This window comes from Streptomyces sp. NBC_00704 (assembly GCF_036226605.1).
GTDB lineage: Bacteria > Actinomycetota > Actinomycetes > Streptomycetales > Streptomycetaceae > Streptomyces.
The window spans coordinates 6,773,824-6,786,832 of sequence record NZ_CP109000.1; the positions used below are offsets into that span (position 1 = coordinate 6,773,824).

11 protein-coding genes are annotated in these 13,009 nt (G+C 72.6%); 1 reads left to right on the top strand and 10 read right to left on the bottom strand.

Features of this window, described 5'->3' with window-relative positions; all coding sequences use genetic code 11:
- Positions 1-26: 26 nt before the first annotated feature.
- A complete protein-coding gene (locus tag OG802_RS29395; RefSeq protein ID WP_329415285.1) occupies positions 27-845 on the bottom strand; it encodes a creatininase family protein in 819 nt (272 codons plus the stop codon).
- 38 nt (positions 846-883) lie between these two features.
- Here OG802_RS29395 and ribA point away from each other — a divergent pair, with 38 nt between their 5' ends.
- On the top strand, positions 884-1,543 hold the full coding sequence (gene ribA / locus OG802_RS29400; RefSeq protein ID WP_329415288.1) for a GTP cyclohydrolase II: 660 nt from the start codon (positions 884-886) through the stop codon (positions 1,541-1,543).
- Positions 1,544-1,711: 168 nt separating this feature from the next.
- On the opposite strand, the gene OG802_RS29405 is transcribed toward ribA, so the two are convergent.
- The 9 genes from OG802_RS29405 to tal form a co-directional block, all read right to left on the bottom strand.
- The gene (locus tag OG802_RS29405; RefSeq protein ID WP_329415291.1) at positions 1,712-2,941 is read right to left on the bottom strand and encodes a serine hydrolase domain-containing protein; all 1,230 of its coding nucleotides are present in this window, start codon (positions 2,939-2,941) and stop codon (positions 1,712-1,714) included.
- Positions 2,942-2,981: 40 nt separating this feature from the next.
- Positions 2,982-4,457, bottom strand: a complete 1,476-nt coding sequence (locus OG802_RS29410) for an MFS transporter (RefSeq protein ID WP_329415293.1) — start codon at positions 4,455-4,457, stop codon at positions 2,982-2,984.
- Positions 4,454-5,059, bottom strand: a complete 606-nt coding sequence (locus tag OG802_RS29415) for a TetR/AcrR family transcriptional regulator (RefSeq protein ID WP_329415295.1) — start codon at positions 5,057-5,059, stop codon at positions 4,454-4,456. Before OG802_RS29415 ends, OG802_RS29410 begins: the two co-directional genes overlap by 4 nt.
- 94 nt (positions 5,060-5,153) lie before the next feature.
- On the bottom strand, positions 5,154-6,611 hold the full coding sequence (locus tag OG802_RS29420) for a membrane-associated oxidoreductase (protein WP_329415296.1): 1,458 nt from the start codon (positions 6,609-6,611) through the stop codon (positions 5,154-5,156).
- 197 nt (positions 6,612-6,808) lie between these two features.
- The gene (gnd, locus tag OG802_RS29425) at positions 6,809-7,690 is read right to left on the bottom strand and encodes a phosphogluconate dehydrogenase (NAD(+)-dependent, decarboxylating) (protein WP_329417504.1); all 882 of its coding nucleotides are present in this window, start codon (positions 7,688-7,690) and stop codon (positions 6,809-6,811) included.
- A gap of 18 nt (positions 7,691-7,708) precedes the next feature.
- Positions 7,709-9,358 (bottom strand): glucose-6-phosphate isomerase, encoded by a 1,650-nt coding sequence (gene pgi / locus OG802_RS29430; protein ID WP_329415298.1) that lies wholly within the window; start codon positions 9,356-9,358, stop codon positions 7,709-7,711.
- On the bottom strand, positions 9,351-10,286 hold the full coding sequence (opcA, locus tag OG802_RS29435) for a glucose-6-phosphate dehydrogenase assembly protein OpcA (protein ID WP_329415301.1): 936 nt from the start codon (positions 10,284-10,286) through the stop codon (positions 9,351-9,353). The genes pgi and opcA overlap by 8 nt, the downstream gene beginning before the upstream one ends.
- Positions 10,283-11,827: a glucose-6-phosphate dehydrogenase gene (zwf, locus tag OG802_RS29440; RefSeq protein ID WP_329415303.1), complete on the bottom strand. Its 1,545-nt coding sequence runs from the start codon at positions 11,825-11,827 to the stop codon at positions 10,283-10,285. Before zwf ends, opcA begins: the two co-directional genes overlap by 4 nt.
- Positions 11,824-12,993 (bottom strand): transaldolase, encoded by a 1,170-nt coding sequence (gene tal, locus OG802_RS29445; RefSeq protein WP_329415305.1) that lies wholly within the window; start codon positions 12,991-12,993, stop codon positions 11,824-11,826. The genes zwf and tal overlap by 4 nt, the downstream gene beginning before the upstream one ends.
- Positions 12,994-13,009 lie beyond the last annotated feature (16 nt).

Consider the following 13,009-nt stretch of genomic DNA (forward strand, 5'->3'; position numbering starts at 1 on the left):
GAGCGGCCCGGCGAGGACGAGCGGCGTTACGCGGAGGCCGTGTCACCGGCCGCCGCCGTACCCGCGGCGTCCCCTTCCGCGGAGGTCCGCGGGGCCGGCGTGGTCAGCAGCGAGAAATACGCGCCGAAGGAATCCGCGAGGCTCGCGAGAAGTTCCTTTCCCTTTTCCGCGGACCCCAGGGAAGGACGGCCGATGACGCCCGAATCGGTATAGGCGGACATTCCCAGCGTGAGCAGATGACGGCGGTCGTCCGCGACGAAATCGGCCGACTCGTAACCGGGCCGGACGACATCGGGGTGGGCGTGCAGCAGGATCGACGTCTCGATCTCCCCGGCGTGCATGTCGGTGAGCAGCGAGGTCGACACCCCGGACCGCTCCAGCGCCGTCTCCCAGTCCTCCGGGGCCGGGAACAGCGCCATCGGCTCGCCCGCGGCGGACGACTCCTGGACGACGTTGCCCAGGACGTAGTTCCCGCCGTGTCCGTTGACCACAACCAGGGCTTCGACGCCCGAGCGGCGCAACGACGCCGCGATGTCCCGTACCACCGCGTGAAGGGTCACGGAGGAGATGCTGACGGTTCCCGGCCAGGCCGCGTGCTCGTGCGAGCAGGCGACGGTCACCGGCGGGAGGAGGTGCACCGGGTACGCCTCGGCGATCTCCCGCGCGATGGCGCAGGCGACCAGCGTGTCGGTGGCCAGCGGCAGGTGTGCGCCGTGCTGTTCGAAGCTGCCGACGGGAAGGACCGCAACCTGCGTCGCGACCCCGGCTCCCCGGGCCCGCACGTCTTCGGTAGTGTCCGTCGGCATCACTCCGTACGCCGCCGACCGTATGTCCGAACCACTCATTTCTTCCCGGCCCTTCGTCTCTGCTTAGGAACCAGATCATGACAGAAAACCTTGGCGTACTCGGCACGAAGACCCCGCAGCGCACCGGTGTGGAACGCGTGGTGAACGCCCCTCTGCCCACCGTTTACGGCAAATTCCAGGCGATCGGTTATATGGACCACGACCGCGGCGACGAACAAGTCGCCCTGGTCTACGGCGACATCGGCGCGGAGGACGTGCTGACCCGGCTGCACTCGGAATGCCTGACCGGAGACGCGTTCGGCTCCCAGCACTGCGAGTGCGGCGACCAGCTGGAGTCCGCGCTGCGGTCGGTGGTCGCGGAGGGCCGCGGCGTGGTCGTCTACCTGCGCGGGCACGAGGGCCGCGGCATAGGGCTGCTCGGCAAGCTGCGGGCGATGGCGCTCCAGGCGGAGGGTCTGGACACCGTCGAGGCCAACGTCGCCCTCGGGTTCCCGGTGGACGCCCGCGACTACAAGGTGGCCGCCGACATCCTGCGCGACCTGGGCGTGCGGTCGGTCCGCCTGATGTCGAACAACCCGCGCAAGCGCGAGGCGCTGGTGGACAACGGCATCCGGGTCGCCGAAGAGGTGCCGCTGCTGATCGAACCGTGCGAGAACAACATCACCTACCTGCGCACCAAGCGGGAGCGCCTGGATCACCGGCTGCCCCACCTGGACGCGGTGGCGCACTGGTCCTGAGCCCGCCGCACCTCGCCCCCCGACGGGCGCCCGCACGGCGCCCCCGGCGCACGACAGCCCCGGCCCGACTCGCCTCGGAGCCGGGCCGGCGCCGCGTCCCCCTGGGGGCCATCGCTCATCGAACCGCCCCCCTCCGGCTCCGCCTTGATGCTGGCGGTCCCGGTGGGGTCAGTGCGTGATCGCCTCGTGGACCAGTCGCTTGAGGCCGGGGTAGAGCTTCAGGGACTTCCGGGGGCGCAGCTGGGTCAGGAACTGGACGGAGACGTCGTGGGCGGGGTCGACCCAGAAGGTGGTGGTGGCGACGCCGCTCCAGCCGTACGTCCCCAGACCGCCGGGGGCCTGCGTGCGGCTCGGGTCGACGACCACGGACACCCCGAGGCCGAAGCCGACGCCGTCGTTGCCCGGCTCGTCGTGGGCGGGGCGGCTGCCGAAGGTCCGCAGGTCCGCGCCGCCGGGGAGGTGGTTGCGGGTCATCAGGTCGACCGTCTCGGGCGCGAGCAGGCGCACGCCGTCCAGTTCGCCGCGCCGCCGCAGCATTTCGCTGAACCGGTGGACGTCGTAGGCGGTGGCGACCATGCCGCCGCTGCCCGACAGGAACCGGGGGCGGCCGGACAGGGGCAGGCCCGCGATGGGCTCGATGCCGCCGCCGTCGGCGTCCCCGTACAACTCGGCCAGCCGGGCGGCCTGTTCGCCGTTCACCTGGAAGCCGGCGTCGGGCATGCCGAGCGGGCGGAAGACCCGCTCGGCGAGGAACTCGTCCAGCGGCCGCCCGGAGACCACCTCGACGACCCGGCCCAGGACGTTCGTGGCCACCGAGTAGTTCCACTGCGTGCCCGGCTCGAATTGCAGCGGCAGGCGCGCGTAGGCCTCGACGGTGCCCGCGAGGTCCGAGCCCGGCAGCACCGCCGAGTCGAGTCCGGCCTCGCGGTACAGGCCGTCGACCGGGTGACAGCGGTAGAACGCGAAGGTCAGGCCCGCGGTGTGGGTCATCAGATGACGTACCAGCACGGGCTGTTCCACCGGCCGGGTGGACAGGTCCGCGCCCGAACCGCCGGTGTACACGCGCTGGTCGGCGAAGGCCGGGAGGTGGTCGGCCACGGGGTCGTCGAGGCCGAGACGGCCCTCCTCCATCAGTATCAGCGCGCCGACCGAGGTCACCGGCTTGGTCATGGAGTAGATCCGGTAGAGGGTGTCGGCCTCCACGGGCAGTCCGGCGGCGATGTCGCGGAGGCCGTGCGTGGTGAGGTGCGCGACCCGGCCGCCGCGTGAGACCGCCAGGAGGAACCCGGGCAGACGCCCCTCGCCGACGTACCGGGCGAGGTGCCGGTCGAGGCGCTCCAGCGCCTTCCCGTCCAGCCCGGCCTCGCTCGGGTCGGCCTCTTGTCGCAGCAGTGCCATCATCGTCCTCCGGTGCGTTCGTTCAAGGCGCGGTCCGGGCCTACCCGCCGGGACGGCCTCCGACCTCATCGTCGCGCAGGTAACGCGCGTGCGGACCCCTTTGCGCCCCGTGATCGCTGTGCGTTGCGTCGCTTCCCTCGGCGGGGTGACCAGCGGGGCAGTCGGCGGGGCGGGCAGCGGGGCGGGCGCTGGCGGCGGGGCGTGCGCGCCCCGGGAGCGCCCCGCAGAGCGCCGGAGCGGCCGCGGCCGCGCACGCCAGCGCCCACAGGGGCGAACGCGGTGCGCCGAGGTCCATGAGCACGGTCGCCGCCGCGACGCCGAGCGCCGGCCCGACGTTCATCGCCGTCTGCTGCATTCCGCCCGCCACTCCGGCCGACTCGGCCGGCGCCTCCTTGACGACGACATGCGTCGCCGCCACCATCGTCGCGCCGAACCCGGCTCCCACCAGCGTGAATCCGGCGCAGAAGACGGCCGGGGCCGAAGCCGCGGCGAGGACGACGAGTCCCGCGGCGAGCACGGCCGTCGCCCCCGTGAGCGTGGCGCGCGCGCCGGCCCGGCGCAGCAGGACCGCGGCGGCGGGGGCGGCGGCCACCAGGGCCACGGCCAGCGGAAGGCTCAGCAGCGCGCTGTGCAGCGGGGTGAGGCCCAGGCCGTCCTGGAGGAGGTACACGCAGGCGAACACCGCGCCGTTCAGGGCCGCCGACGCGAGGACGAGCAGAGCGAGCGCGGCGCCGACCGGGCGCGGGCCCCCGTCGCCCGCCCCCGTCCGTCCGAGCGCCGCCGCCGACGGCAGCAGGGGCGCCGGGGCGCGCCGTTCGTGCCGCACGAAGGCGACGGCGGCGAGGAGCGCGACCGGGGCCGACCAGGTCACGCCGGGCAGGGTGACCAGCGTGTGCACCAGGCAGGCCAGCGTCACCGCGAGGAGCAGGGCGCCGGGCAGGTCCAGCGGCGCGTCGGCGGACGGCCGGGTCTCCTCCCGTGAGGCGAGGGCGAGCGCCCCGAACAGCAGCGCGGGCACGACGTTCACCAGGAACACCGCACGCCAGCCGAACCCGGTGGTCAGCGCCCCGCCGACGACGGGCCCGACGGCCGCCGCCACTCCGATGGCGGCCGTGCGCACCGCGATCGGCGTGCGCAGCCGGTCCGGCGGGAACGAGGCCCGCAGCATGCCCAGCGTGGCCGGCTGCAACAGCGCCCCGAACACGCCCTGCACGATGCGCAGTGCGATCACCCAGCCCACGCCGGGCGCCACCGCGAGGGCCGCCGAGACGGCCCCGAAGCCGAGCATGCCGACGGCGAAGACGCGGCGGTGCCCGTGCCGGTCGCCCAGCCGGCCGGCGAACACGAGCAGACCGGCCACCGCGACGAGATAGCCGGTGCCGGTCCACTGGGCCTCGGTCAGCGACGCGTGCAGGTCGTGTTGCAGGGCGGGCCGGGCGACGGTGAGCACGGTGCCGTCCAGGGCGACGATCACCGCGCCCGCCACACTGCTCGCCAGCGTCAGGGAACGGTTCACCGGCCGTCCTCCGGCCCCAGGTGGGCGTCCAGTGCCGTGCGCAGCAGCGGCGCGAAGTCGTCGGCCCCGGTGACGAGTTGGAGACTGCCCCAGCGCCAGAGCTGGGCGATGCCGTGCAGGTTCGCCCACAGCGCGGCCGCGACGGCGCGGGCGTCGGCGTCCGGGCGGACGCGGCCGACCAGTTCCACCAGCACCCCGAACAGCGGCAGGCTGGTGTCGCGCAGCCGCAGATGGCCACTCTCCAGCAGATCGTGACGGAACATCAGCTCGTACATCCCGGCGTTCTCCAGGGCGAAGCGCAGGTAGGCGTCGCCGAGCCGGGTGAGTTGCCCGCGGGGGTCGTCCGTGCTGCCGTCGCCGCGGAGCGCGTTCACGCGCGCGGCCAGGTCGGTGAAGCCGCGGTGCGCGATGGCCGACAGCAGTTCCAGGTGGGTGGGGAAGTGGCGGCGGGGCGCTCCGTGCGAGACGCCCGCCCGCCGTGCGATCTCGCGCAGGGTCAGCGCCCCGGCGCCCTCCCGCGACACGAGATCCACGCCGGCGTCGACCAGTCGCGTGCGCAGCCCGGCGTCCTGAGGGGCGGGTTCGGGCTCCGGAGTTGTCATAGACACTGTCTACCAGGCGGGAGTAGACAGTGTCTACATCGGTTCGTGCGGAGGGAGGTCGGGTCGCCTGGCCGACGGTGTCCCGGGTGCGCGGTTACTGGCGGCTGACGGTCCGGGTGACGCCGGCGACGACCGTGGAGGCCAGGACCCAGCCGGTGACGATGAGGACGTACGACAGGGTCTGGTACCAGCCGGTCGGCGCGAACGCGCTCTCCTGCCCGAAGGAGATCACCGGGAGCAGCAGGTCGAGGGTGTAGAAGACCGGGCTGAACGGGGGCGCCTCGTCCGCCTTCAGGGGCGGCGGGTGGTGCCCGGCGTAGACGATCGAGCCGACGGCCAGCAGGGACAGCAGCCAGCCGGCCGCGCGCAGCGGGCGGAACCCGTAGCCCACGGCCGCGTCCTGGAGGCGGCCCCACAGCCGCCCGTACCAGGGGAGCGTGCCGCGGTGGCGGCGCTGCTTGGCGAGCTGGACCCGCCGGGCGGCCCGGTCGTCGCCGGCGGTCCGGTAGGCGGCGGTGAGCTGTTCGTAGGAGTGCGGGTCGAAGGCGTCGCCGTCGCGCTCCAGCATCGGCAGCCGCCGCTCGGCGGGCTCGTGCGGAGTGAGGAACGTGTATGTGAGTTCCAGCAGCCCCACCTGGTCGGGCAGCTTTTCGGGCGCGAGGTGCAGCCGGCCGATCTCGGCGCGTCGCAGGTTGAGCCGGCCCCGGATCGGCGGCCCCTCCCGCAGCCACAGCTCGCCCATGACGCAGCTGCTCGCCCGCAGGGCGGTGCCGCCCGGGTTGGACAGGGAGGTGTTCAGCAGGTCCACCCGGCCGGGGACGCGCGAGCCGCGCAGGTCGATACGGCCGTCGGCGCGCATGCGCCGGGCCGTCAGATTGGCGCCGACGTCGAGGGCCTCGGCCTGGAGGGCGAAGCCGCCGGGGTTGCTCAGCTCGGCGTCCTCCAGGTCGATGGAGCCGGCCACGGCGGCGCCGTCGAGCCGTATCGCTCCGCGCGTGCGCAGTCCCCGCGCGCACAGGTCGTCGTCGACGGAGAGCTGGTGGAGCGCGAGCACCGGCTGCGCGGGGTCCCCGGTGGTGATCTCGGCCCGGTCGACGAAGAGCGCACCGGCGATCTGCGCCCCGCCGAGCTGCACGGGCCCGCTGATCCGGCAGCGCGTCAGCCTCAGACTGCCGTCGATCCGGCTGCGCGCGGCCGCGAGACCGGGCAGGACGCAGTCGCGCAGGTTCAGGTAGTTCAGCTGGGCGCCGGCCAGGCGCGGCACGGCGTCGAAGCGGCAGTGGTTGAGGCGCACGACGCTGTCGACGACCGCGTACCGCAGATCCAGCTCGCCGGTGATCCGCGCTCCCATGACCTTGAGCGCCGCCACCTCGCCCGGTTCGCGGGGCCCGTTGAGGAGCAGCGCGCGCAACACGGCCGCCCGCAGGGCCGGTTCGGGACCGCGGTCGGGGTCCGGCGCGCCGGCGGCGCCCTCGCGGAAGTCGGTGGTCGCTCCCGTGGCGAAGGCCCGCCAGACTCGCGCTTCGGCCGGTGTCAGATCGTCGATCTCCATCAGCCGCGACTCTGGCGGGCCCGTCCGAACGGTGTCAACAGGCCCGGCCCGTATGTCCCGTTCGCCGGTCACGGGTCACTCCGGCCGGGCCCGCACGTCCCGTTCGCCGATCACGGGCCGGCCGCCGGGGGCCTCCCGCGCACGGGAGGCGGCGGGGGAGGACCGGCGAAGGCCCCCGGCGACCTTCTGGGGCCGCCCTACTTCTGGGCCGACTCCACGGCGTGGCCGCCGAACTGGTTGCGCAGCGCCGCGATCATCTTCATCTGCGGCGAGTCGTCCTGCCGGGAGGCGAACCGGGCGAACAGCGAGGCCGTGATCGCGGGCAGCGGCACGGCGTTGTCGATGGCCGCCTCGACGGTCCACCGGCCCTCGCCGGAGTCCTCGGCGTAGCCGCGCAGCTTGTCCAGGTGGGTGTCCTCGTCGAGGGCGTTGACGGCGAGGTCCAGCAGCCAGGACCGGATGACCGTGCCCTCCTGCCAGGAGCGGAAGACCTCGCGGACGTTCTCCACGGAGTCGACCTTCTCCAGCAGCTCCCAGCCCTCGGCGTAGGCCTGCATCATGGCGTACTCGATGCCGTTGTGGACCATCTTCGAGAAGTGCCCGGCGCCGACCTTGCCCGCGTGGACGTAGCCGTGGGGGCCCTCGGGCTTGAGCGCGTCGAAGACCGGCTGGAGGCGGTCGACGTGCTCCTTCTCGCCGCCGACCATCAGCGCGTAGCCGTTCTCGAGGCCCCACACGCCGCCGGAGACGCCCGCGTCGACGAAGCCGATGCCCTTGGCGCCGAGTTCCGCGGCGTGCTTCTCGTCGTCCGTCCAGCGGGAGTTGCCGCCGTCGACGACGACGTCGCCCGGCTCCAGCAGCTCGCCGAGCTCGTCGACGGTCGACTGGGTGGCGGCGCCGGCCGGGACCATCACCCAGACGGTGCGCGGCGCCTCGAGCCGCCCGACCAGTTCGGCGAGGTCCTTGACGTCGGAGAGGTCGGGGTTGCGGTCGTAGCCGACGACGGTGTGGCCGGCGCGGCGGATGCGCTCGCGCATGTTGCCGCCCATCTTGCCCAGACCGATCAGGCCCAGCTGCATCGGTGTCATGTCAGTTCTCTACTTCCTGAGTTCGCGGTAGGCGGCGACGAGGGCGGAGGTGGAGGGATCGAGGCCGGGCACCTCGGCGCCCTCGGCGAGCGCGGGCTCGACGCGCTTGGCGAGGACCTTGCCCAGCTCCACGCCCCACTGGTCGAAGGAGTCGATGTTCCACACCGAACCCTGGACGAACACCTTGTGCTCGTAGAGGGCGATGAGCTGACCGAGGACCGACGGGGTCAGCTCGGGGGCCAGGATCGTGGTGGTGGGGTGGTTGCCCAGGAAGGTGCGGTGCGGCACCTGCTCCTCGGGCACGCCCTCCGCGCGCACCTCGTCGGCGGTCTTGCCGAAGGCGAGCGCCTGCCCCTGCGCGAACAGGTTCGCCATCAACAGGTCGTGCTGGGCGGCGAGTTCCTCGCTCAGCTCGGCCGCCGGACGCGCGAACCCGATCAGGTCGGCCGGGATCAGCCGGGTGCCCTGGTGGATCAACTGGTAGTAGGCGTGCTGCCCGTTGGTGCCGGGCGTGCCCCAGACCACCGGGCCGGTCGACCACTGGACCCGGTCGCCGTCGCGGTCCACCGACTTGCCGTTGGACTCCATGTCCAGCTGTTGCAGATAGGCGGTGAACTTCGACAGGTAGTGGCTGTACGGGAGGACCGCGTGCGTCTCGGCGCCGAAGAAGTTGCTGTACCAGATGCCCAGCAGGCCCAGGACGAGCGGGGCGTTGTCCTCGGGCGGGGCGGTGCGGAAGTGCTCGTCGACGACGTGGAACCCGTCGAGCAGCTCCCGGAAGCGGTCCGGGCCGATGGCGATCATCAGGGAGAGGCCGATGGCCGAGTCGAAGGAGTAGCGGCCGCCGACCCAGTCCCAGAACCCGAACATGTTGTCCGGGTCGATGCCGAACTCCTCCACCTTGCCGGCGTTCGTGGACAGCGCCACGAAGTGCCGCGCGACCGCCTTGGCGTCGCCGCCGAGCCCCGCGAGCAGCCAGGAGCGCGCGGAGGTCGCGTTGGTGATGGTCTCGATCGTGGTGAACGTCTTGGACGCGACGATGAACAGCGTCTCCGCCGGGTCCAGGTCGCGCAGGGCCTCGTGCAGGTCGGCGCCGTCCACGTTCGACACGAAGCGCAGCGTCAGCTCGCGCGCCGCGAAGGTGCGCAGCGCCTCGTAGGCCATCGCCGGGCCGAGGTCGGAGCCGCCGATGCCGATGTTGACGACGTTGCGGATGCGCCTGCCGGTGTGCCCGGTCCACTCGCCGGAGCGCACCCGGTCCGCGAAGTCGCTCATCCGGTCCAGCACCGCGTGCACCTCGGGCACCACGTTCTCGCCGTCGACCTCGATCACCGCGTCGCGCGGGGCGCGCAGCGCGGTGTGCAGCACGGCCCGGTCCTCGGTGACGTTGATCTTCTCGCCGCGGAACATGGCGTCCCTGAGGCCGGACACGTCGGTGGCGGCGGCGAGTTCGCGCAGCAGGGCGAGGGTCTCGTCGGTGATCAGGTGCTTGGAGTAGTCGATGCGCAGATCGCCGACCCGCACGACGTACCGCTCGGCGCGCGAGGGGTCCTCGTCGAACAGCTCGCGCAGCCGCGGGCGTTGCATGGACGGCGTGGCGCGGTGCTCTTCCAGTGCCGTCCACTCGGGCCGGCGGGTGAGCTTGGGGGTGTCAGACATGAGAGACGGTCTCCTTGGTGGCCTCGCCCCGCAGGGCGACGGCGTACATCTCGTCCGCGTCGAGGCGCCTGAGCTCCTCGGCGATGAGTTCAGAGGTGGTGCGGACCTTCAGCGCGAGGGTGCGCGATGGCTGGCCCGGCAGGGAGAGCGTGGCCAGCGGGCCCTCCGGGCGGTCGATGACGACCTCGCCGTCCGCGGTGCCCAGGCGCACGGCCGTGACGACCGGCCCGTCGGTGACGACGCGGTCGATCGTCACCTTCAGCCGGGCCTCCAGCCAGCGGGCCAGCAGCTCGGCGGCCGGGTTGTCGGCCTCGGCCTCCACGGCGCCCGAGACGATCGGCACCCGGGCCTGGTCCAGCGCCGCCGCGAGCATCGAGCGCCACGGCGTCAGCCGGGTCCAGGCGAGGTCGGTGTCGCCGGGCGCGTAGGAGCGCACCCGGGCCTCCAGGGTCGCCAGCGGGTTCTCGACGGCGTACAGGTCGGTGATCCTGCGCTGGGCCAGCGCGCCCAGCGGGTCCTTGGCCGGGTTGTCCGGCGCGTCCACCGGCCACCACACGACGACGGGCGCGTCCGGCAGCAGCAGCGGCAGGACGACCGAGTCGGCGTGGTCGGACACCTCGCCGTACGTGCGCAGGACGACGGTCTCGCCGGTGCCCGCGTCCGCGCCCACCCGCACCTCGGCGTCGAGGTGGGAGTTGGTGCGGTCGCGCGGGCTGCGGGCGTGCCGCTTGATGACGACCAGGGTGCGCGAGGGATGCTCGTGCGAGGCCTCCTCGGCGGCCTTGATCGAGTCGTAGGCGTTCTCCTCGTCCGTGACGATGACCATCGTCAGGACCATGCCCACGGCCGGTGTGCCGATCGCGCGGCGGCCCTTCACCAGCGCCTTGTTGATCTTGCTTGCAGTGGTGTCGGTCAGGTCGATCTTCATGGCCTGCGCCAGCTCCGTCCGTCTCGTGCGAGCATCTCGTCGGCTTCCTCGGGGCCCCAGCTGCCCGAGGCGTACTGCGCGGGCCGGCCGTGCCGGGCCCAGTACTCCTCGATCGGGTCGAGGATCCTCCAGGACTCTTCCACTTCCTGATGGCGCGGGAACAGGTTGGCGTCGCCGAGCAGCACGTCCAGGATGAGCCGCTCGTACGCCTCCGGGCTGGACTCGGTGAAGGACTCGCCGTAGGCGAAGTCCATCGTGACGTCGCGGATCTCCATGGACGTGCCGGGGACCTTGGAGCCGAAGCGCACCGTGATGCCCTCGTCGGGCTGGACGCGGATGACGATCGCGTTCGCGCCGAGCTCCTCGGTGGCGGTGGAGTCGAACGGGGAGTGCGGGGCCCGCTGGAAGACCACCGCGATCTCGGTGACGCGGCGGCCGAGCCGCTTGCCGGTGCGCAGGTAGAACGGGACGCCCGCCCAGCGGCGGTTGTCCACACCCAGCTTGACGGCCGCGAAGGTGTCGGTCGTGGAGGCCGGGTCGATGCCGTCCTCCTCCAGGTAGCCGCTCACCTTCGCGCCGCCCTGCCAGGCGCCCGCGTACTGCGCCCGCACGGTGTGCCGGCCCAGGTCCTCCGGCAGCTTCACCGCCCTGAGCACCTTGAGCTTCTCGGTGAGCAGCGAGGCCGCGTCGAAGGAGGCGGGCTCCTCCATCGCGGTGAGCGCCATCAGCTGGAGCAGGTGGTTCTGGATGACGTCGCGGGCCGAGCCGATGCCGTCGTAGTAGCCGGCCCGGCCGCCGATGCCGATGTCCTCGGCCATGGTGATCTGCACGTGGTCCACGAAGGACCGGTTCCAGATCGGCTCGAACATGGTGTTGGCGAAGCGCAGCGCCAGGATGTTCTGGACGGTCTCCTTGCCCAGGTAGTGGTCGATGCGGAAGACCTGGTCGGGTTCGAACACGTCGTGCACGACGGCGTTCAGCTCCTGGGCGCTGGCCAGGTCGTGCCCGAACGGCTTCTCGATGACCGCCCGCCGCCAGGAACCGTTGCGGGCCTTGGCCAGCCCGTGCTTCTTGAGCTGCTCGACCACCTTGGGGAAGAACTTCGGCGGCACGGACAGGTAGAAGGCGAAGTTGCCGCCCGTGCCGCGGGAGGAGTCCAGCTCCTCGACGGCGTTCTTGAGCTGCTTGAACGCGGTGTCGTCGTCGAAGTCGCCGGGGACGAACCGCATGCCCTCGGCGAGCTGCTGCCACACCTCCTCGCGGAACGGGGTCCGGGAGTGCTCGCGCACCGCGTCGTGGACGACCTGCGCGAAGTCCTGGTCCTCCCAGTCGCGGCGGGCGAACCCGACGAGCGAGAAGCCCGGCGGGAGCAGACCGCGGTTGGCGAGGTCGTAGACGGCCGGCATCAGCTTCTTGCGGGAGAGGTCGCCCGTCACCCCGAAGATCACCAGGCCGGAGGGGCCCGCGATGCGGGGCAGGCGCCGGTCGCGGGGGTCCCGCAGGGGGTTCTCCCAGGCCGCGCCGAGACTGCTGGTGCTCATGTGGCGTCAACTCCCTTGCTCGTCAGCGACTTCGTGACCGCGTCCAGAAGGTCCTGCCACGCCGCCGTGAACTTGGCGACACCCTCGTCCTCCAACCGGGTGACGACCTCGTCGTAGGAGACGCCGAGCGCCTCCACCGCGGCCAGGTCGGCGCGGGCCGCGGCGTAACCGCCGGTGACCGTGTCGCCGGTGATGTCGCCGTGGTCGGCGGCGGCGTCCAGCGTGGCCTCGGGCATGGTGTTGACCGTGCCCGGCGCGACCAGCCCGTCCACGTACAGCGTGTCCTTGTAGGCAGGATCCTTCACCCCGGTCGACGCCCACAGCGGACGCTGCGGGTTCGCGCCCGCCCCGGCCAGCGCCGCGAAGCGGGCGCCGGCGCGGTCCGGGGCGTCGGCCGGGCCGAAGACCTCCTCGTACGCCTGGTAGGCCAGCCGGGCGTTGGCGAGCGCCGCCCGGCCCTTCAGCGCGAGGGCCTCGTCGGTGCCGACGGCCGTCAGCCGCTTGTCGGTCTCGGCGTCGACACGGGAGACGAAGAAGGACGCCACGGACCGGATCAGCGTCAGGTCCAGGCCCGCGGCCCGCGCCTTCTCCAGGCCCGCCAGATAGGCGTCCATGACGTCCCGGTAGCGCTCCAGCGAGAAGATCAGCGTGACGTTGACGCTGATGCCGAGACCGACGACCTCGGTGATCGCGGGCAGTCCCGCCTTGGTCGCCGGAATCTTGATCATGACGTTGGGGCGGTCGACCAGCCAGGCGAGCTGTCTGGCCTCGGCGACGGTGGCCGCCGTGTCGTGGGCCAGCCGGGGGTCCACCTCGATGGAGACCCGGCCGTCGAGGCCGTCCGTGGCCGCGAACACCGGGCGCAGGACGTCGGCCGCGGCCCGCACGTCGGCGGTCGTCAGCATCCGCACGGCCTCGTCGACCGTGACGCCCCGCACCGCCAGGTCGGCGAGCTGCTCCTCGTAGCCCGCGCCGGAGCCGATGGCCGCCTGGAAGATGGACGGGTTGGTGGTCACGCCGACGACGCCCCGCGTCTCGACGAGGCGGGCGAGAGCGCCCGAGCGGATCCGCTCGCGCGACAGGTCGTCCAGCCAGACGGAGACGCCTTCGTCGGACAGGCGCTTGAGGGCTCCCGCGGTCGCGGTCGCTTCGGTCACTTCGATCATCTTCTTTCCTGCGGTC

Coding starts and splice junctions, on each gene's coding strand:
- opcA (WP_329415301.1), bottom strand. CDS start 10,286: ATGAAGATCGACCTGACCGACACCACTGCAAGCAAGATCAACAAGGCG.
- ribA (WP_329415288.1), top strand. CDS start 884: ATGACAGAAAACCTTGGCGTACTCGGCACGAAGACCCCGCAGCGCACC.
- tal (WP_329415305.1), bottom strand. CDS start 12,993: ATGATCGAAGTGACCGAAGCGACCGCGACCGCGGGAGCCCTCAAGCGC.
- gnd (WP_329417504.1), bottom strand. CDS start 7,690: ATGCAGCTGGGCCTGATCGGTCTGGGCAAGATGGGCGGCAACATGCGC.
- OG802_RS29420 (WP_329415296.1), bottom strand. CDS start 6,611: ATGGAGATCGACGATCTGACACCGGCCGAAGCGCGAGTCTGGCGGGCC.
- OG802_RS29415 (WP_329415295.1), bottom strand. CDS start 5,059: ATGACAACTCCGGAGCCCGAACCCGCCCCTCAGGACGCCGGGCTGCGC.
- pgi (WP_329415298.1), bottom strand. CDS start 9,358: ATGTCTGACACCCCCAAGCTCACCCGCCGGCCCGAGTGGACGGCACTG.
- zwf (WP_329415303.1), bottom strand. CDS start 11,827: ATGAGCACCAGCAGTCTCGGCGCGGCCTGGGAGAACCCCCTGCGGGAC.
- OG802_RS29395 (WP_329415285.1), bottom strand. CDS start 845: ATGAGTGGTTCGGACATACGGTCGGCGGCGTACGGAGTGATGCCGACG.
- OG802_RS29405 (WP_329415291.1), bottom strand. CDS start 2,941: ATGGCACTGCTGCGACAAGAGGCCGACCCGAGCGAGGCCGGGCTGGAC.